General features: G+C 72.2%; 17 protein-coding genes. 7 read left to right on the top strand and 10 right to left on the bottom strand.

Features of this window, described 5'->3' with window-relative positions:
- Positions 1–144: 144 nt before the first annotated feature.
- Complete coding sequence (locus OG948_RS06465) at positions 145–750, bottom strand: TetR/AcrR family transcriptional regulator (RefSeq protein WP_406294526.1); 606 nt, start codon at positions 748–750, stop codon at positions 145–147.
- A 144-nt stretch (positions 751–894) separates the two neighbouring features.
- Here OG948_RS06465 and OG948_RS06460 point away from each other — a divergent pair, with 144 nt between their 5' ends.
- Positions 895–1368, top strand: coding sequence for an SRPBCC family protein (locus tag OG948_RS06460; RefSeq protein WP_406294524.1), 474 nt, complete (start codon positions 895–897; stop codon positions 1366–1368).
- Positions 1369–1425: 57 nt separating this feature from the next.
- On the opposite strand, the gene OG948_RS06455 is transcribed toward OG948_RS06460, so the two are convergent.
- The 3 genes from OG948_RS06455 to OG948_RS06445 all read right to left on the bottom strand — a co-directional run bounded on the left by OG948_RS06455 (position 1426) and on the right by OG948_RS06445 (position 7098).
- Entirely contained in the window at positions 1426–1986 is a 561-nt protein-coding gene (locus OG948_RS06455; RefSeq protein ID WP_406294523.1) for a MepB family protein, read from the bottom strand.
- Between the two features lie 199 nt (positions 1987–2185).
- Entirely contained in the window at positions 2186–5380 is a 3195-nt protein-coding gene (locus OG948_RS06450) for a M28 family peptidase (protein WP_406294521.1), read from the bottom strand.
- Positions 5381–5670: 290 nt separating this feature from the next.
- A complete protein-coding gene (locus OG948_RS06445; RefSeq protein WP_406294519.1) occupies positions 5671–7098 on the bottom strand; it encodes a multiprotein-bridging factor 1 family protein in 1428 nt (475 codons plus the stop codon).
- 275 nt (positions 7099–7373) lie between these two features.
- Between OG948_RS06445 and OG948_RS06440 the strand changes: the two genes are divergently transcribed.
- Positions 7374–7631: an SCO5918 family protein gene (locus OG948_RS06440; RefSeq protein WP_395873870.1), complete on the top strand. Its 258-nt coding sequence runs from the start codon at positions 7374–7376 to the stop codon at positions 7629–7631.
- Positions 7632–7735: 104 nt separating this feature from the next.
- On the opposite strand, the gene OG948_RS06435 is transcribed toward OG948_RS06440, so the two are convergent.
- Positions 7736–8230, bottom strand: coding sequence for a winged helix-turn-helix transcriptional regulator (locus OG948_RS06435; protein ID WP_406294518.1), 495 nt, complete (start codon positions 8228–8230; stop codon positions 7736–7738).
- Between the two features lie 96 nt (positions 8231–8326).
- Between OG948_RS06435 and OG948_RS06430 the strand changes: the two genes are divergently transcribed.
- Positions 8327–9793 (top strand): MFS transporter, encoded by a 1467-nt coding sequence (locus OG948_RS06430; RefSeq protein WP_406294516.1) that lies wholly within the window; start codon positions 8327–8329, stop codon positions 9791–9793.
- Positions 9794–9850: 57 nt separating this feature from the next.
- Here the strand turns inward: OG948_RS06430 and OG948_RS06425 are convergent, their stop codons facing one another.
- The 3 genes from OG948_RS06425 to OG948_RS06415 form a co-directional block, all read right to left on the bottom strand.
- Positions 9851–10447 carry an HhH-GPD-type base excision DNA repair protein gene (locus tag OG948_RS06425; protein WP_406294514.1) on the bottom strand — a complete coding sequence of 199 codons (597 nt, stop codon included), beginning with the start codon at positions 10445–10447 and terminating at the stop codon, positions 9851–9853.
- 114 nt (positions 10448–10561) lie between these two features.
- The gene (locus tag OG948_RS06420; RefSeq protein ID WP_402241508.1) at positions 10562–11245 is read right to left on the bottom strand and encodes a response regulator; all 684 of its coding nucleotides are present in this window, start codon (positions 11243–11245) and stop codon (positions 10562–10564) included.
- Entirely contained in the window at positions 11242–12363 is a 1122-nt protein-coding gene (locus OG948_RS06415) for a sensor histidine kinase (protein WP_406294513.1), read from the bottom strand. Before OG948_RS06415 ends, OG948_RS06420 begins: the two co-directional genes overlap by 4 nt.
- Positions 12364–12528: 165 nt before the next feature.
- On the opposite strand from OG948_RS06415, the gene OG948_RS06410 reads away from it, so the two are divergent.
- Genes OG948_RS06410 through OG948_RS06400 form a run of 3 tightly spaced genes read left to right on the top strand, consistent with a single transcriptional unit; the run spans position 12529 to position 15733 of the window.
- Positions 12529–13458, top strand: a complete 930-nt coding sequence (locus OG948_RS06410) for an ABC transporter ATP-binding protein (RefSeq protein WP_406294512.1) — start codon at positions 12529–12531, stop codon at positions 13456–13458.
- Entirely contained in the window at positions 13458–14948 is a 1491-nt protein-coding gene (locus OG948_RS06405) for an ABC transporter permease subunit (protein WP_406294511.1), read from the top strand. Before OG948_RS06410 ends, OG948_RS06405 begins: the two co-directional genes overlap by 1 nt.
- The gene (locus OG948_RS06400) at positions 14945–15733 is read left to right on the top strand and encodes an ABC transporter permease (protein ID WP_406294509.1); all 789 of its coding nucleotides are present in this window, start codon (positions 14945–14947) and stop codon (positions 15731–15733) included. The genes OG948_RS06405 and OG948_RS06400 overlap by 4 nt, the downstream gene beginning before the upstream one ends.
- Positions 15734–15783: 50 nt before the next feature.
- Here the strand turns inward: OG948_RS06400 and OG948_RS06395 are convergent, their stop codons facing one another.
- Entirely contained in the window at positions 15784–16779 is a 996-nt protein-coding gene (locus OG948_RS06395) for a serine hydrolase (protein ID WP_406294507.1), read from the bottom strand.
- A 235-nt stretch (positions 16780–17014) separates the two neighbouring features.
- Here OG948_RS06395 and OG948_RS06390 point away from each other — a divergent pair, with 235 nt between their 5' ends.
- Positions 17015–17818, top strand: a complete 804-nt coding sequence (locus tag OG948_RS06390) for a DUF5984 family protein (RefSeq protein WP_406294506.1) — start codon at positions 17015–17017, stop codon at positions 17816–17818.
- A gap of 14 nt (positions 17819–17832) precedes the next feature.
- On the opposite strand, the gene OG948_RS06385 is transcribed toward OG948_RS06390, so the two are convergent.
- The gene (locus OG948_RS06385) at positions 17833–18210 is read right to left on the bottom strand and encodes a hypothetical protein (RefSeq protein WP_406294505.1); all 378 of its coding nucleotides are present in this window, start codon (positions 18208–18210) and stop codon (positions 17833–17835) included.
- Positions 18211–18219: the final 9 nt, after the last annotated feature.

Genomic DNA, 18219 nt, shown 5'->3' with positions numbered 1-18219 from the left:
GGAGGACCGCATCGTCACATGCTACGCAGAGCGAGGGCGGGAACATTCCTGCGATCCACCGGCAGGCCCCGACCGCGCCCACCAGCGGGTCGAGGAGGCCGTCCCGTGGATGGGCAGGAGCGCGGGGGCGTTGCGGCGGTGGGGCTATCGGGGGGTCGTGTGGAGTGTGGCGCCGTTGAGGATGACGTCGATCGTGGTGGTGACGAAGTGGTTGTCGAGGGGGAGGCGGCGGAAGACGAGGTGTAGCCAGGCGGCGCCGGCGATGAGGTCCGTCAGGAGCATCGGGTCGGTGTCGGGGGCGAGTTCGCCTCGGGCGACGGCGCGTTCGAAGAGGGGTTGTTCGCGGGTCAGGCGGTCGGCGAAGAACTCGCGGGTGTGGTCCGCCAGTTCGGGGCTCTGGGTTACCGCGCCCAGGGTTGCCACGGCGATGTCGGACGTCGGTGGCGTGGTGAGCAGCGCGACGATGCCGTTCATCAGGGCGATCAGGTCGCCGCGGAGGCTGCCGGTGTCGGGTAGGGGGAAGTCGAGCCGACCCGCGCCGGTGAGCGCGGCGCCGAGGAGGGCGCCCTTGGACGGCCACCAGCGGTAGATCGTGGTCTTGTTGACGCCGGAGCGGTCGGCGACGCCTTCGATGGTCAAGCCCTCGTAGCCCTTGGTGGCGAGCAGGTCCAGGGTGGCGTCGAAGATCTCCTGGGACCTGCGCGGACCTGCGGTGCGGGTCGCCGTCGTGCGCTGCTCGTTGCGGTTCATGGCACGAGACTAGCAGCGAAATGCAACGCGACGGTGCGTTGTATTTGGTGTTAGCGTGGCCCCCATGAAGCCTCACGAGCCCACACCGCCCGCCGTCGTCCCGGACGTCCACCCCGACGGACCCGCCCCGGGACGGGTGAACCGATGACGGAGGAGCGCACCTGGGACGTCGAGGAAGCCCTGGCCGTGGCCCTCGCACCGGACGCCGCGTACGCCGTCGTCGCGGACGTCCGGCGGATGAAGGACTGGAGCCCGGAGGTGATCCGGATCTGGACGAAGGGGCGCCGCTTCGTCGGCGTCAACCGCAGGGGGCCGTGGGTCTGGTTCACCACGTGTCGGGTGGTGATCGCGGATCCCGGCCGGGAATTCGCGTTCGACGTCGCCTCGTTCGGCCTGCCGATCGCGCGCTGGGGCTATCGCTTCGCGGCGGTGGAGGGCGGGACGCTGATCACCGAGTACTGGAGCGACCACCGGCGCACCGGATGGCGCCGCCGGGTCGCCGAATTGCTCGGACTGGTCTTCACCGGTACGCCGCCCGCACAACGCGCCGCCCGCAACCGCGCGGGCATGCGCACGACGCTGGTACGGCTCCGCGCCGCGTGCGGAGGAGCCCCCTGACCTCGAAGCAGCCGAACCGTCGAACCCCCGCAACCCGCCTCCCGATGGAAGGTTCGGTCAGCCCGCGGCCTGTGTCCGTGGGTGATAGAGCGCCCGGCAGCGGTCCGGGTCCGGCAGGGCGTCCGCTGGGATCGCCAGGAAGTGCTCGAGTTGCCAGGTTCGGGTCCGGTCGGCCTGGCGGTTGGTCGTCGTCACCCACGGCGGGTAGACGCGGAAGGCACGTTTGCCGCCGGTTCCGTGCGTGGACAGGATGCCCCGGTCCCGCAGGACGGCCTTGGGGAAGACGAACTGGCCGAAGTGGTCGCCCTGGCGGGTGCCGACCACGACCAACTCGACCGGGTCCTCGGCGGCCAGGGGCTCGATCGGGCCGGCCGCCGAGCGCCGCCACAGCGTGACGAACTGGCCGACCTTGGTCGGTGTGGTCTTGGCGACCCGGAAGCGGACCTCGACGCCGTCGACGGTGAACACGTGGGCGCCGTACTCCGCGCTCTCCGGCTCGGGCACCGGCGCCGAGCACACGAATCCGTTCGGGTCGTAGACCAGGGCCTTCGTCGCGACGAGGTCGGCGGGCAACGAGCCGTCCACCGGCCAGGGGCAATCATCCGGATTCGGGCGCATCGCACCATCCTGCCACCGCCCGCCGACGCCGGCCGCGGCGGGCCGAACGGTGTGCCGCCCGCCGGGGGTGATGCCCGGACGGCGTGCCGGCGAACGGCGACCCGCCCGAACAGTGTGATGCACGAACGGTGTGATGCCCGGTAGGCCGAACCGCGGCCTACCGGGCATCACAAACGGGGAAGATCAGGTGCGGACTCGCTCAGCAGGCGCCGAGGTCGACCCACACTCCCCACTGCCCGGTGGTCCCGGGAACCTCACCCTGGGTCCACCACTTGGCACGGTAGGTGTGGCCGTTGTACGAGACCACGCTGCCGTTGGTGTAGACCGTGTTCGCGTTCCACGCGGGCGCGGTGCAGCCGCTGGGGCCGTCGCCGACGGTCAGCGTGTACGTGGTCGAGTGCACGACCGACCCGGTGCCGGTGATGGTGATCGGGTAGGTACCGGGGGTGGTGCCGGCCGCGACCGCGATGGTCACGGTGGCGGAGGAACCGGACTGCACGGACGTCGGGTTGATGGTCACACCCACGCCGCTCGGGGCCCCGCTCGAGGTGAGGGACACGGTCTGCGCCGCGCCGCTCGTGGTGGCCGTGCTCACCGTCGTGGTGCCCTGGCTGCCGACCTGGATGGTGCCGGCGGCCGGGACGGCCGTGATGGAGAAGTCGGGCCCGGGCGTGGTGCCGCCGACCGCCGTCTTCCAGATGGTGTAGGCGACACCGTCGGCGCTGCGGTTGAGCACCGTGGCGTCGACGTTGGCGGTGGTGTCACACGCGGAGTGGTAGCAGGAGTCGTACGAGGCTCCGGCCTGGCCGCCCCACTTCGTGGCCTGCGCCGAGGTCTTGGTGGCACTGGCGCCCGCCGCGTAGCCGGAGGTGGGGATGCCGCCCTGCTGGAAGGAGTAGTCGTCGGAACGGCCCTGGCCCTCGACGTTCTCCTCGGGACGCAGGTTCAGCGTGTCCCAGTACGCCTTCAGCGGTGCGGCGGTGGTGGAGTTGATGTTGTTGATGAAGTAGCCGGCGTTGCGCGAGCCGACCATGTCGAAGTTGTAGTAGCCCTTGATCGCGCTGCGCTGGGCGGAGGTGAGTTGGCTGACGTAGAACTGCGAGCCCTGCAGGCCCTGTTCCTCGCCCGCCCACCAGCCGAAGCGCACATGCTTGGTGAGGCTGGGGTTGGCCTGGGCGAGCGCGAGGGCGTTCTCCAGGAGGGTGGCGGAGCCGGAGCCGTTGTCGTTGATGCCGGGTCCGGCGGAGACGCCGTCGAGGTGGGCGCCGAACATGACGGTCGAGTCGGCGGGGCCGCCCGGCCAGTCGGCGATCAGGTTGTTGGCGCGGTAGGTGCACGAGGTGCAGGTCTGCTCGGAGACGGTGTACCCGGCCGCCTGGAGCTTGCCCTTGACGTACGCCAGCGACGCGGTGTAACCGCCGGTGCCCGAGCGGCGGTTGCCGCCGTTCTGCGAGGCGATCGTGCCGAGCTGGGACAGGTGCGCCTGCACGTTGGCGACGCTGATGTCCGGCGGGTCACTCGGGTTGGTGGGTCCGCTGGACACGGTCAGGTTGTACTGCGCGGTGTGCGTGACGCTGGTACCCGTACCCGTCACGGTGATCGCGGTGGTGCTCGATGGTGCCGAGGCGCTCGCCGACAGGGTCAACACCGAGGTGCCACCGGCCTGCACGGTCGCCGGGTTGAACGACGCGGTCACGCCGGACGGCAGCGGACCCGCCGACAGGGTGATGTTCTGCGCCGCGCCCTGGGTCACGCTGGTCGTCACCGTCGTGGTCGCGGTGCCACCGGGCGCCACGCTGCCGCTGGTCGGGCTGATCGCGATGGAGAAGTCGGGACCCGGACTCACGTTGCAGGTGGGGTCGTTCGGCTGCGCCGGCAGGCTGACGGCGTCCCAGGCGGCCTTGGTCTTGTTGAACAGGGCGCAGGTGGGGTCGAGGGTCTTGGCCGAGGTCAGGGTGGTGGTGCGGTATTTCTTGTAGGTCATGCCGCTGGTCTTGAGCAGCATGCCGCCGTAGAAGATCTTGCCGGCCTGTTGGATGCCGACCCCGGTGAGGGTGGTGTTGTTGCAGGTGGGGCTGTTGGGCTTGCCGCCGCCGGGGGTGGTGCCCTCGGCGAGGAGGTAGAACCAGTGGTTGAGCGGGCCGGCGGCCTTGTGGACCTCGGTGCTCGGGATGGAGGAGCTGTAGCAGTCGGGGTCGCCGTTGGTGGAGGGCTTGTACATGTAGCGGATCGGGCCCTGGCCGACCAGGTTGACGGTCTCGCCGACGGTGTAGTCGGGGACGTCGTAGGGGGAGGGCTCGTTGGTGTAGGCCTCGGTGAGCGCGCCGAAGATGTCGCCGGTGCCCTCGCCGAGTCCGGCCTCGCTGCCCGCGCCGCCGGGGGTGAACTGGTCGATGCCGTGGCCGAATTCGTGGCCGATGACGTCCATCGACGAGATCCACTGGTTGGCCTGGTTGTGGCCGATGGTGACGGAGGAGCCGTCCCAGTAGGCGTTGAGTTCGTTCAGGCCGACCTTGATCGGCCAGCTGCCGCCGTTGCCGTTGTGCCCGTTGCGACCGAGCCAGTCGCGGAGCATGTTCCATTCCTTCTGCGCGCCCCACATGGCGTCGACGCAGCTCGTCTCCTTGCTGGTGGCCTGCCCGTTGCCCCACGAGTCGGTGGACTTCGTGAAGACCTGACCGGTGCCGTAGTCCGCACAGGACAGGCCGGGACGGTTCGGGTCGCGCAGGGAGAACGAACTTCCCGAGCCGGTGGTGTCGATGGCGAGCGGATTGGGCCCGTTCCACTGACTGTTTCCGCTGCCGGCGCGCACGTCGTCGTAGCTGTCCAGCACCGCTCCGGTGCCCGCGTCGACGAACACGTGCAACCTGCTGGGCGCGCTCGCGGTACGACCGACCAGCACGGTCTCCCAGGCCAACGCGCTCCTGTCGTCCTTGACCCGGACCACCAGGCGGTGCGAGTCGACCCTGTCCACGACCGGGAGCTGCGCCTTGGAGGTGCTCTCGGCGGCGCCGGCCGTGATGGTCGGCTGGGTGGTGACCGATACCCGCGTTGCGGTGGAGGACTGGGTCGCCCGCACCCGGCCCTTTCCGTCGGCCAGTACCACGGCGTCCCCGCCGACGACCGGGAGGCCGCGGTAGGTGCGCTGGTACGCGACCGAGTACAGGTCGTCGACCCACGGGGTCACGACCTGGCGTTCGTACTGCTCGTCGGGCCCCTTGGCAAGACTGTCCAGGCCGCCGGCGGCCGCCCGGTCGGCGGCGGATACCGCGAGTGCCTGGGAGTTGGCGGGGGGAGGGGACGGGTCGGCGGCGGCCGTGGGTCCGGCCGCGCCGATCGCCAAGCCGGCGAGCATGGCCAGGACGGTCCCGGCCGTGGTCGTTCTGCGATTCATCGAGGCTCCTTGGGTGGAAGGCGTGCCTCGACCACGTCGCCGGCTTGCGCCGCGTACGCCTCGTGAGCGACGCGGGCGACCGTGCAGGCCGGGTTCGTGCCCGAGCGAGCGAAACACTCACACGGGTGTGGGGATGGGGTGAAGCGATCGGCAACGGCCGGCAAATTCTGGCAAACGCCAAGCAGACCCCGGGAGTCGCGGGAGTGCCGGGTCAACCGATCGGGCGGTCGTTCGGGCCTCGAAGACGGCTCCGGGGCCGTTCGAGACCGGGGTTCCGGGCCGACCGCCGCTCATTGACCAGGCATCTGCTCCAACAGGTCGCGGACCTCGGGCAGATCGCTCCAATGCTGGGTCAGACGTCGGCGCAGGCCCAGTAGTTCCCGATTTGTGGTCGCGGTGCCCAGGCCGGCCGCCTCGTGCACCACCGGCGCGGCGGCGAGCACCGCCGCGTCCGGCTGACCGGCGCACGCGAGCGCGTCGGCCAGGCGCACGGTGAGCAGCACCCGCGCCGGTCGCATCGGTACCGGCAGCAGGTCGAGCGCGGCTTGGACCGACTGCACCGCGGATCGGGCCGAGGCCAGATCGCCGGTGCGCGCGGCCAGGTCGCGCAGCGCGCCGCCGATGGTGGCCTCCATCCGCAACCGACCGGCCAGTCCGGTCAGCCACGGCGCCTCGGCCCGGTCGCGTTCGTCGAAACGGTTCACATGTCGATGGGCGGTGGCGATGTGCTGCCGACACTCGCCGATGTCACCGCCGAGCGCGTGCCCGCGGGCCTGGTAGAGCTGCGCCAGCGTGGTGATCCAGGCTCGGCCGGTGTCCACCGCCTCCAGCGCTCGGGCGTAGGCCAGCGCTGCCGCCGCGTCGCCGTCGAGGCGGGCCAGCGAGCACACGTCGCCGAGCAACGAGGCGCGGGCGCCCGGACTCTCGCACACGTCCGCCCAGTTGAGGCCGCGGTCGTACCAGGCCATGCCGATCACGCTCTGCCCCTGCTGCATCCGGAATCGACCGGCGAGTTGGGCGTAGTCGGCGGCCAACCGCAACTGCGCGTGCGGCGAGCGGCCGTGCGCGTTCAGCGACTCGGCCCAACTGACGATCCGGCGCAGCACGTATTCGACCGAGCCGACCAGCGCGGTGGTGGCGCCGCCGTGCAGACCGGCCTGGGTGTAGCCGCCGAGCAGGGCGGTGAGCACGTGTACGACGTCGGGGTCCACGCCAGTGGGGTTGTTCCCGTCGATGGCGCCCAGGATGGTGAGCGCGTCGGCGTACGGCGGGACCTCGCACTCGTGACAGCCGTCCTTGCCGTGCAGCGGGCAGGGCAGCCCGTGGTACGGCAGCCGATCGGGCCAGAACCGGTCGGCCAGCGGCGCGAGGCCCGCGGGTGCCTCGCCGCCGGGGATCACCGAGAAGTGGGTGCGGTGCAGGGCGGGCGCCGGGATCGATCGACTCGTCAGCAGCGCGGACAGGTCCCCGCCGGTGTCCAGGAGATCGTCGAGTCGGCGCGGTAGGCCGGCGGGCGGCTCGCGCAGCCCGGCCTCCAGCTTGCTGATCAGGCTGTGGTGGTAGCCGACGCGCAGCCCGAGTTGCTGCTGCGTCATGCCGGCGAGGCGGCGCCGGGTCCGCAAGGTACGGCCGAACTCCGCCCACAACGGTGTCGACGCGACCTTTAGCGGTGTGGACGCGACCTTTGTGGTGACGGGCGCGTTCGGGAGCCTGTTCACGTTCGTCCTCCCCGAGGGTAACTCCGGATGGTCGACGGTTGGTCACTGCCCGGAGCAGGGTGACAGACGATGGTGGGGGTTGTCTGCGGTGGAACGAGGCATTCCGCTTTTGCCGGATGGGTGTACAGGGCTCGAACCCGAGACGACACGATGTGACATATCACCCCGCATTACCCGGCCGGCCCCCGGACGGCGGTCATGGACTGTGCTTGCGGCCGGGACTGCGCAAGACTTGCCACACCGGTAGCACTCACCCCTTCCTTTGCTGAGGCAATATGCGCTGCACGATCGCTGGCCAGTCCTTCCACCTGCAGATGAACGAGGTGGAGCGCGCCATGAGCGGGGTCAAGCCCGACCCGATCACCGGCGAATCGGTCCGTATCGGGCGCCGTACCTATCCGGTCAAGCAGGTGGGCTCGGTGATCACGGGCCAACTTCCGCGCGACTTCAGCGCGGCGGAGATTTCCCGGGCGTTGACCAAGCTCGGTTTCACCGTGCTTCCGACCGCGCCGCCGGCCGAGCCGACGCTCTGATCCCTGCGAACGATGTCGGCCCGGTCGGTCCGCAACGCCGGTCGGGCCACACGGCGCACGCGCGCGTCGGGGTCACCCGGTGGGCGTCGTGCGGGCGGTTCGGGTCACGCGGTGGGCGCGGCCTTGGGGGACAGGCCCTCCAGTAGGCCGTCCCGGGCGCCCGGGCCCGCGGAGGCACGCAGATCGCGAGAGGTCAGCGGGTCGCCGCAGTGTGAGCAGACGTGTACCGCGGTGGCCGGTTGGCCGCACACGCTGTGCGTGACGATCAACGGCGGGCCGTCGGGGGCGGCCCACTGGTCGCCCCACTGGCGCATCGCGTTCAGGACCGGCCACATGGTGCGGCCCTTGTCGGTCAGTCGGTAGTCGTAGCGCGCGGGCTTGTCCTGATAGGCCTCCCGAGTCAGCACGCCGTGCTCGATCAGGTGTTCCAGCCGCTGGGTGAGCACGTTGCGGGAGATGCCGAGCCGCTCGTGGAAGTCGTCGAAGCGGGTCACGCCCAGGAAGGCGTCCCGCACGATCAGCATCGTCCACCACTCCCCGGCCACCTCGAGGAACTGGGCGACCGAGCAGGCCATCTCCTGGAAACTCTTGCGACGCATGGCGCCATTCTAGCCGGTGAGTCCTTTCATGAGACTCAGTGAGTTGCATTATAGAACTGACGAGCCCTACGTTGAGTTCCGTCATACAACTCAGTCGTGGAACCCACCTGGGAGGCAGCCGTCATGGCCGGCACCGAACCGGATCACCCGCCACGCGCGCTCGCCGCAGTCCTGGTCTGCGCGGGCGTCGTACTCGTCAATCTCGACCTGTTCATCGTCAACGTGGCGATGCCCTCGCTGGCCGAGAGCTGGTCCGGCGCCTCGCTCGCCGACCTGTCCTGGGTGCTCAACGCGTACACCGTCGTCTACGCCGCGCTGCTGGTGCCCGGCGGCCGGTTGTCCGACCGGATGGGCCACCGGCGCGCCTTTCTGGCCGGCATCGCGGTGTTCACCGTGGCATCCGCGCTGTGCGCCGCCTCGCCCACGCTCGCGGTGCTGGTGATCGCGCGACTCGCCCAGGCGGTCGGCGCCGCACTGCTGACGCCCGCGTCGCTGGGCCTGCTGCTCTCCTCGTACCCGCCCGAGCGGCGCGGCTCGGTGATCCGCGCGTGGGCCGCGATCGGCGGGCTCGCCGCCGCGCTCGGACCGATCCTGGGCGGGCTGCTGCTCGAACCCGGCTGGCGCTGGGTCTTCGTGGTCAACCTGCCGATCGGTGTGCTCACCCTGGTGCTCGGCGTGCGCCGGCTGCCCGACACGGCGCCCACCGACCGGGGTCCGCTGCCGGACCTGCTCGGCGCCGCGCTGCTGACCGCGGCGATCGGCGCGTTGTCCCTGGGCGTGGTGCGTGCGCCCGACTGGGGATGGCTCTCCGGCCGTGCGGTGGGCGTGTGGGTGGCCACCGCGGTGCTCGTGGCCGGCTTCCTGCTGCGCAACGGGCGCCACCCGCGGCCGGTGGTCGAGGGCGCGCTGGTGCGCAACCGCACCTACGCCGTCTCGGGAATCGCCAACATCCTGTTCGGTGTCGCGTTCGCCGGGATGTTGTTCTCTTCCACGATGTGGATGCAGACCGTGTGGGGCTGGAGCGCGTTGCGCACCGGGTTCGGCACCGTGCCGGGACCGCTGTGTGTGCCGTTCGTGAGCATCCTGGCGGGCCGCTACGTGTCCCGCTTCGGGCCGGGTGCGCTGGTCGTGGCCGGCGGCTTGTCGTTCAGCGCGGGACTGGGCTGGTGGATCGTGCGGCTCGAACCGCATGCGCACTACGCGAGCGATCTGCTGCCCGGCTCGATCCTCACCGGCATCGGCGTCGGCCTGATCCTGCCGACCCTGATCGCCACCGCGACCGGCGCGCTGACCCCGGATCGCTTCGCCACCGGCTCGGGCGTGATCACCATGCTGCGCCAGGTGGGCGCGGCGCTCGGCGTCGCGGTGTTCGTCGCGGCGGTGGGCGCGCCGGCCACCCTGGAGGGGTACGACCGGGCCTGGGGCATCCTCGGCGCGGCGACCCTGCTGACCGCGACGGCCGCGCTGTTCCTGCCCCGATCCGGGCGGACCGCGCCGGCGGCGCCGGGTGCGTCGACTCCTGCGTCCACATCCGTGTCGACACCCGCGTCGACGTCTGCGTAGACGGCGGAGGCGACAGGGCGGGCGGCGCGGGTGAGCCGACCGCGTGCGTGCGGGCGGTCAGGACTCCTTCGCCGCCTTGGCGGCCTTGGCCGCGCGCTTGGCCTCCTGCTTGTGCGCGCGGACCTTGGCCAGCGACTCGGGGCCGGTGATGTCCGCGACCGAACGGTGCGAGCCGGCCTCGCCGTAGCCGCCGGCCGCCTCGCGCCAACCCTTCGGGGTCACGCCGTACTGCTTGCCGAGCAGGGCCAGGAAGATCTGTGCCTTCTGCTTCCCGAAGCCGGGCAACGCCTGCAGCCGCTTGAGCAACTCGACACCGGTGTCCGCGTCGGCCCACACCGCGCTCGCCTCGCCGTCGTAGTTCTCGACCAGGTACTGGCACAACTGCTGCACGCGGTGCGCCATCGACCCGGGATAGCGGTGCACGGCGGGCTTGGTGGACAGGAGTTCGGCGAACGCGTCCGGCTCGTACGCGGCGATCTCGTGCGCGTCCAGATCGGTGCGGCCCAGCCGCTGGGCGATCGTGTACGGGCCGGCGAAGGCCCATTCCATCGGGATCTGCTGATCCAGGAGCATGCCGACCAGCGCCGCCAACGCACTGCGCCCGAGCAATTCGTCCGCCTCGGCCTGCTGGGCCAGGTGCACTGTCGTGTTCATCCCTCGATGATCTCCCGGGCGGCCCCAAACCCGCACGCGGACTCGCCGACGTGTGCCCGGAGGTCACCGGCCGCGGAGCCCGGTGGCGTCGGGCGGCATCGGGGGCCGGTGCGCTCATCGGCCGCCGGAGCGCGGTACGACCAGGCCCGACTCGTACGCGATGACCACCGCCTGGACCCGGTCGCGCAGGCCCAGCCGGCGCAACACCCGGCTCACGTGCGACTTGACCGTCTCCTCGCCGACCACCAGGCGGCCGGCGATCTCCGCGTTCGACAGGCCCTCGGCGACCAGTCGCAGGACGTCGACCTCGCGAGGGGTGAGGTCGGCCAGACCGGGCGGGGCCGGGCGCGGACGCAGCCGGGTGAACTCGCCGATCAGCCGGCGGGTCACGCTCGGCGCGAGCAGCGCCTCGCCGGCGGCCACCACGCGCACCGCGTCGAACAGGCGCTCGGCGGTCACGTCCTTGATCAGGAAGCCCCCGGCACCGGCGACCAGCGCGTCGTAGACGTGCTCGTCGAGGTCGAAGGTGGTCAACATCAGGATCCGGGGCGGCTCGTCCTCGACGGTGTTCGCGCGGATCCGCCGGGTGGCCTCGATGCCGTCCATGACCGGCATCCGCACGTCCATCACCACGACGTCGGGGCGCTGCTCGCGGCAGCGGTGGATCGCCTCCGCGCCGTCGGCGGCGGTACCGACCACGGTGAAGTCCGGTTGGGTGTCCAGCAGGGCGGCGAAACCGGCCCGGACCACCTCCTGGTCGTCGGCCACCACGATCCGCAACGCCGCCGGCCCGCTCATCCGACCCCTCCCGCGGCGGCGAGCCCCCCGGCGGGGAGCCCCCCGGCGGGTATGCCCGCGGTGTCGGCCACCCGGCCGGCCGGCAATATCGCCTCGACCAGGAACCCGCCCATCGACGGGTTCCCGGTGCGCAACTCGCCGCCCACACTGGCGGCGCGCTCGTGCATCCCCAGCAGGCCGTGCCCGCCCGGACCGGCGCCGGCGCGCGGACCCGGGCCGTTGTCGCGGACCCGCACCCGCAGCAGATCCTCGTCGGAGTAGTCGAGCAGCACGTCGACGGCGGCTCCGGGCGCGTGCCGGCGCGCGTTGGTCAACGACTCCTGGACGATGCGATAGGCCGCCAACTCGACCCCCGGATCGAGCACGGCGATCCGCCCGCGCACGATCAGCCGCACGCCCGCGCCGGCGAAGTCCCGGGACTCGTCGATCAACTCCAGGAGTTCCTGGAGGCCCGGCTGCGGTCGGCGGGTCGGCTCGGCGCCGGCGTCCTCGCGCAGCACCCCCAGCAGGCGGCGCATCTCGGTGAGCGCGGTGCGGGCCGTGTCGCCGATCGCGAGCAGCCGCTCGGCGCCCTCCTTCGGCATCCCCGGCGTGGCCAGCCGGGCGGTCTCCGCCTGCACCGAGATCATCGAGATGTGGTGCGCGACCACGTCGTGCAACTCCCGGGCGATCCTGGCCCGTTCGCCACGCGCGGTGAACTCCAGCAGGGTGCTCTCGATCGCGTGTCGCGAGGCGTCCCGCTCGGCGTTGCGGGTGCGGGCGCCGCGCACCCGGCCGAGTGCCAGCGCCGCCCACGCGATCACCACCGCGATCGTCGCGGCGATCGGGACACCCTGGTAGAGCACCCCGGTGGACACGGCCGCCACCGTCACCGTCACGGCCACCGTCGCCGGCCGGTGCCGCATCAGGACCAACGGCACCGTCGCGCACAGGCCCAGGATCAGCGCCACCGACAACATGCCCGCCGCCTCGTCGGAGCGCTGCGCGGTGCGGACCACCGTCTCCGGCAGCGAGAACAAGCCGAGCACCACCCCCGCGCCGAAGAGGTGCCACCACGGCTCTCCGCGTCGACGACCGAGGTCGAGGACGCGGCCGGGGGCCGGATCGCTGTGCTTCATGGCGTCATTGTCCCGGGCGGGCCACGCGGTCGGCTTCCCCCGGGCCGGGGAATCCGCCTCCCCCGCGCAGGGGAGGCGTGCGGCGGGCTTCCCCCCGCACGGGGAACCCGGTTTGGCTCGCCCGCGTGATGTGCCGGACCCGGCCGAATTCATAGCCTCCTGGGTATGGAAGCAACCATCGAAGTTCGCGGCCTGCGCAAACGCTACGGTCCGCAGACCGCCGTGGACGACCTCTCGTTCACCGTCGCGCCCGGCCAGGTCACCGGCTTCGTCGGACCCAACGGCGCCGGCAAGTCCACGACCATGCGGATGATCGTCGGCCTGGACCGACCCGATGAGGGCTCCGCGCTGGTCGGCGGCCGGCACTACCGCACGCTGCGCACGCCGCTGCGGCACCTGGGTTCGCTGCTGGACGCGGCGGCGGTGCACCCGGCCCGCCCGGCCCGCGACCACCTGTTGTGGATGGCGCACTCCAACGGCCTGCCCGCGCGTCGGGTGGACGACGTACTGGAGAGCGTCGGCCTCGCGTCGGCGGCGCGTCGGCCCGCGGGCGGCTTCTCGCTGGGCATGCGGCAACGCCTGGGCATAGCCGGCGCGCTGCTCGGCGATCCGCCGATGCTGATGCTCGACGAACCGGTCAACGGCCTCGACCCCGAGGGCGTGATGTGGATCCGCGGGCTGCTGCGCGCGCTGGCCGCGGAGGGCCGCGCGGTGCTGGTCTCCAGCCACCTGATGAGCGAACTCGAGGACAGCGCCGACCACCTCGTGGTGATCGGCCGGGGCCGGCTGATCGCCGATACGAGCATCGGCGAACTGCTCGCCGCCGCGTCGGGCGGCCGGATCGTGCTGCGTACCGCGCGGCGCCGCGAGGCGATGACCGTGCTGACCCGGGTCGGCGCCACCGTCGCGGCCACCGAGCGCGAGGCGCTGACCGTCACCGGCCTGGACGCGGAGCGGATCATCGGGCTGCTCACCGAGCACGGCGTGCCGTTCTCGGGGATCGCCGAGCACCGCGCCTCGCTGGAGGAGGCCTACATGGAACTCACCCGGGACGCGGTCGACTTCCGCGCCGCGACCGACGCCGGGGAGCGATGATGGCCGACCCCACGACGACGACGCCGTACCGAAGCCCGCTGACCGGCGGCCGGGACGGCTTCGGTGGGCTGCTGCGCGCCGAGTGGACCAAGCTCAGGTCGGTGCGCCGATGGCTGCTCACGCTGACCGCGGCGGCCGTGCTGACCGTGCTGGTCGGCCTGCTGATCGCGGGCGGGAGCGGCATCCGGGACGTGTCGAGCGGCGGCGGCCAACAGAAGGTCGACTCGGCCGACCACTTCGCCGACGGCGGCCAGTTCGTCGAGCGCGAGCTGGCCGGCGACGGCGAGCTGGTCGCCCGGGTGAGTACGCAGGAGCGCAGCGCCGGGCGGGCCAAGGCGGGCCTGATGATCCGGGCGAGCGACGCGTTCGGCGCGGCGTACGCGGCGGTGGTGGTCACGCCCGACCACGGGGTCCGCCTGCACAGCGGATACGACAGCGACAGGGCGGGCGGCGGTGGTCCGGTGCCGCGCTGGCTCAAGCTGGTTCGGGCCGATGACACGATCACCGCGTACGAGTCGAGCGACGGCGCCGGGTGGCGTCGGGTCGGCCGGGTCGACCTGGACGATCTACCGCGGACCGCCCGGATCGGGCTGTTCGTCTCATCGCCGGACGCGGTGAAGGTCGAGCGCGCGTTCGGCAGCGAGGGCATCTCCTCGGAAAGCACCACCGGCAAGGCCACCTTCGACCACGTGAGCCTGAAGCCGGCGCCGCCGCAACAGCCCGCCGGGACCTGGCAGAACCGGGCCGGACCGGGTGGGGCGGGCGCGTCCGCGGGACCGGCGACGGAGGGGCCGGACGCCGGCCCACCGCCCGGTTTCACCGAGGTGGACGGCACCTTCACGGTGATCGGCAGGGGCGACATCGGTCCGGACCGGTTCGGCGAGGACGCCACGCAGACGATCCTCGGCGGCGTACTGATCGCGCTGATCGCCGTGGTCGCGCTCGGCGTGGTGTCGATCACCGCCGAGTTCCACCGGGACACGATCCGCACCACGTTCGCCGCCACCCCGCGCCGAGGGCGGGTGCTCGCGGCCAAGGCCATCGTGGTCGGCGCGGCCACGTTCGTCGCCGGACTGGTCGGCGCGTTCGGGACGTTCCTGGCCACGGGACCGGTGGAGCGCTCGAAGAACCGCATCCCGGCCGGGTTGTCCGATCCGAACGTGCTGCGCGCGCTGATCGGTACGGCCGTGCTGCTCGCGGTCGCCGCGGTGTTCGCGCTGGCGGTCGGTGCGATCCTGCGCCGAGGCGCGCCCGCGATCACCCTCGTGCTCGCGCTGCTGCTGATCCCGCGCATCGTGGGCAGCGGCCTGCCGGTGTCCACCGGGGCGTGGCTGGAACGACTCACCCCCTCCGCCGGATTCGCCATCCAGCGCACCTTCGACCGGTACGACACCACGATCGCACCGTGGGCCGGGCTGGGCGTGTTGTGCGCGTACACCGCGGTCGCGCTGGCGCTCGCCGCGTGGCGGCTGCGAGAGCGGGACGCATGAGGAACGCCGCGCTCGCCGAGTGGACCAAGCTGCGCAGCGTGCGCTCGACCGGTTGGCTGCTGTGCGCACTGGTGGTGGCCACGGTGGCGGTGAGCGTACTGACCACGTCGGCCATGCACGCCTCGGCCTGCGCGACGCCGGCCGGGTGCTTCGAGGACACCACCAAGGACAGTCTGACCGGTGTCCGGGTCGGCCAGATCGCGGTCGTCCTGCTCGCGGTGTCGATGATCGGCAACGAGTACGGCACCGGGATGATCCACACGTCGCTGACCGCCCTGCCGCGCCGGATCGTGTTGTTGGGCGGCAAGGCGATGTTGCTGGTGGCGATGGTCGCGGCGGCGGGCACGGTCGGCGTGCTCGGGTCGCTGTGGGCGGGGCGCGCGGTCCTGGACGGCAACGGCTTCACCCCCGAGCACGGCTATCCCGGGCTGTCCGCGACCGACGGGCCGACGCTGCGCGCGGCCGGCGGCACGGTGCTCTACCTGGTGCTGATCGCGCTGCTGGCGATGGGCGTCGCGTTCGTGCTGCGCGACACGACCGGCGCGGTCGCGGTCCTGCTGACCCTGCTCTACATCCTCCCGCTCCTGGTCCAGGCGATCGCCGACCCGGACTGGCACCGCCGCCTGGAGCGGATCACCCCGATGACGGCGGGCCTGGCCATCCAGACCACCCGCGACCTGAACCACCTCCCGATCGCCCCCTGGCCCGGCCTCACGGTCCTCGCCGGCTACGCCGCCCTGGCCCTGGCCCTGGGCACCTGGCGCTTCCTGCGGCGGGACGCGTGAGGCGTGGGCCCTTCGGACCGGGGCCGCGGCGAAGCGGGGGCGGACCGGGCTCAGTTCGCGGCGGTTACCACGGCCGGGACGGCGGCTCGGGCGACTGCTTCGAGTTGGGTGATGCCTGTGGGCATGGAGGGTTGGTCGTCGGAGAGGATGGCGATCAGGAGCGGGCGGCCGGCGCGGGTGATGTGGCCGATGCTGTTGATCACCCACAGGCCGGTGGCGTCGCGGGGGAGCCAGCCGTTCTTCAGGGCCGGGGTGGTGTCGGGGTCGGCGGCGGTGGCCACGCCCCAGGTCTGGTCGTCCTCGACCGAGGTCATCAGGTCGGCCAGGTAGGCGCGGGAGCCGGCGTCGAGCGGGGAGTCGGTCGCGGTGATCGCGTCGAGCAGGCGGACCTGGTCGGTGGCGGTGGTTCGGGTCAGGCCCCAGGACAGGCCGGTCGGTTCGGTTTCGGTGAGGCCCAGGGTGGCGTTGGCAGTGCGGAGGCCGGCGGCGCCGCCGATGGCGGACCACAGGGTGTCGGCGGCGTCGTTGTCGCTGCGCTCGATCATGGCGGCGGCGGTGGCCCGTTCGGTGGTGGTGAGGGTGCGGTGCTCCTGTTGGGTCCGGAGCAGGAGCGCGGCCAGGATGTCCACCTTGACGATGCTCGCGGTGACGTAGGACCGGTCGGTGTTGTAGCCGACCGGTTCGCCGCCGGCCGGATCGAGGATGGCCACCGACAGGTTGCCCGATATTTCGGGCAGCGCGGCGGCGAGAGCGGACGCGGCGCCGGCGGAGGTCGGGCCGACGGCGAGTTGCCGGTCGGCGCCTCGGGCGACGTCGGTGGGGGCGTCGGTCGACGGCAACGTGGGCTCCGTGCTCTCGGGCGGTACCGCCGGCGGGTCCGCGGCCGAACTCGCGGTCGGCGCGGGGCTGAACGAGGTCGGCTCCGCGCGGTTGCCGGAGACGACCATCCACAGCAGGGTCGCACAGGCGAGGACGACCGCCAGGGGAGTGAGGACGGATCGGCCGCGGCGTGCCGCGCGGTGCGTTCCTTCGCGGGCGGGGCTCATGCACGACACGGTTGCGGGCGGGGCTGTGCGGCGGGTGAGACGAGTCTTAAGAGTCGATGAGAGCGCTCGTTCGCCCGGCGGTGAGCGCGAGGGTTCGCCCGGCGGTGAGCGCGAGGATTTGCCCAGCGATGGGAACGGGCGTGCGTTCGGTGGTGGGCGCGAGGGTTCGCCCGGGGGTGAGAACCGGCGTTCGCCCGGCGGGCGGTGGGCGTGGCGGGCCTGGGAGACTCCCGGGATGTTGCGGTTTCGTTTCGTGTTGCGGCCGGTACGCGATGTCCGGCCCTGGGGCGAGGACGTGCCTCGGCTGGGCTGGTTCATCCTGACGGACGGTTGGTACTGGATCGAACTGGGCGGGCACGAACTGCTGCGCTACGCGGAGCGTTCGCCGGGCCCGCGGTCCTCGTCGACGCACGGGCTCGCCGAGCCGCGGGAGCCGGCCGGCCTCGACGACTACGTCGACTACCACGTGGTCCGGTTGTGGGAGGACCTGGTCGAGCTGATGCCACGGGTCCTGGAGCCGGTGCCGCCGGATCTGCTCGACTTCGTGGCGGGCGCGATCCCCGACGCGGCGCGCCCGGAGGCACCGGAGGCCGAGGCCGCGCGGCACTGGCACGCGGGTCACGCGCTGGACATGGGCCACCTGCGCGCCGCGCCGGACATCCGGTTTCGGCGCACGCTCTCGGGCGCTGCCGACACCATGACCGTCACCTGGGCCCATGCGGCCGATCCGGTCGACGACGACCCGATCGCCTTCACCGCCCCACGGACGGGTCGGGTCACCCTCCCGACCGAGGCCTTCATCGCCGCGGTGACCACGTTCGACCGCGAGTTGTTCGCCGCGATGGAGCAACGCGTCGCCGGCTTCGAGGCGAGCGGCCCACCTGCCGGAGTCGACGTGGACCTGCGCGCGCTACGCCGCGAACAACTCGACCGCGTGACGTGGTTGGCCCGCGCGACGTCCCGACCCGCCGACACCGACTGGTCCGCCGTACGGGCGGGCGCCGCCGTGCTGCGCGGCTCGGCGGGCGGCCCCGGCTGATGCCGACGTCGACTTCAGGACCGACTCGCGTCCCGCCCCACGCGCAGCGCCCACAACACCAGCGGGACCTGGAGGGGCAGGCGGGCGAAGGTCGCGGCACGCTGCGGGGCCGGCCGGGTACGCCAGTCGACGGCCATCTTGACGTTCGCCGGGAAGACCGCGGTGAAGAACGCCGCCGCGGCCAGGGCGCCCACCCGCCGGGTGCGCGGCACGGCCACCGCCGCCGCGAGGGCGAACTCGGCCACGCCGCTTCCCCGCGTCCACGCCCGCGAGCTGCCCGGCAGGCTTCGAGGCACCACCGCGTCGAACGGCCTCGGGTACACGAAGTGGGCCACACCCGCTCCGCCGAGCAACGCCACCAAAGCGCGCGCGGACGACGATGTGCCGGCCATACGGTCCCC

It is taken from the genome of Embleya sp. NBC_00888, from assembly GCF_045207655.1.
In the GTDB taxonomy this organism is placed as follows: domain Bacteria; phylum Actinomycetota; class Actinomycetes; order Streptomycetales; family Streptomycetaceae; genus Embleya.
The sequence above is the reverse complement of the archived record's forward strand: the minus strand, read 5'-3'. Positions and strand labels throughout refer to the sequence as shown.

Excerpts from the sequence above, each read along its gene's own strand:
- OG948_RS06415 (WP_406294513.1), bottom strand. The coding sequence starts at position 12,363 with ATGAAGCACAGCGATCCGGCCCCCGGCCGCGTCCTCGACCTCGGTCGT.
- OG948_RS06405 (WP_406294511.1), top strand. The coding sequence starts at position 13,458 with ATGGCCGACCCCACGACGACGACGCCGTACCGAAGCCCGCTGACCGGC.
- OG948_RS06450 (WP_406294521.1), bottom strand. The coding sequence starts at position 5,380 with ATGAATCGCAGAACGACCACGGCCGGGACCGTCCTGGCCATGCTCGCC.
- OG948_RS06395 (WP_406294507.1), bottom strand. The coding sequence starts at position 16,779 with ATGAGCCCCGCCCGCGAAGGAACGCACCGCGCGGCACGCCGCGGCCGA.
- OG948_RS06385 (WP_406294505.1), bottom strand. The coding sequence starts at position 18,210 with ATGGCCGGCACATCGTCGTCCGCGCGCGCTTTGGTGGCGTTGCTCGGC.
- OG948_RS06440 (WP_395873870.1), top strand. The coding sequence starts at position 7,374 with ATGCGCTGCACGATCGCTGGCCAGTCCTTCCACCTGCAGATGAACGAG.
- OG948_RS06425 (WP_406294514.1), bottom strand. The coding sequence starts at position 10,447 with ATGAACACGACAGTGCACCTGGCCCAGCAGGCCGAGGCGGACGAATTG.
- OG948_RS06455 (WP_406294523.1), bottom strand. The coding sequence starts at position 1,986 with ATGCGCCCGAATCCGGATGATTGCCCCTGGCCGGTGGACGGCTCGTTG.
- OG948_RS06400 (WP_406294509.1), top strand. The coding sequence starts at position 14,945 with ATGAGGAACGCCGCGCTCGCCGAGTGGACCAAGCTGCGCAGCGTGCGC.
- OG948_RS06390 (WP_406294506.1), top strand. The coding sequence starts at position 17,015 with ATGTTGCGGTTTCGTTTCGTGTTGCGGCCGGTACGCGATGTCCGGCCC.
- OG948_RS06435 (WP_406294518.1), bottom strand. The coding sequence starts at position 8,230 with ATGCGTCGCAAGAGTTTCCAGGAGATGGCCTGCTCGGTCGCCCAGTTC.
- OG948_RS06465 (WP_406294526.1), bottom strand. The coding sequence starts at position 750 with ATGAACCGCAACGAGCAGCGCACGACGGCGACCCGCACCGCAGGTCCG.
- OG948_RS06420 (WP_402241508.1), bottom strand. The coding sequence starts at position 11,245 with ATGAGCGGGCCGGCGGCGTTGCGGATCGTGGTGGCCGACGACCAGGAG.
- OG948_RS06460 (WP_406294524.1), top strand. The coding sequence starts at position 895 with ATGACGGAGGAGCGCACCTGGGACGTCGAGGAAGCCCTGGCCGTGGCC.
- OG948_RS06410 (WP_406294512.1), top strand. The coding sequence starts at position 12,529 with ATGGAAGCAACCATCGAAGTTCGCGGCCTGCGCAAACGCTACGGTCCG.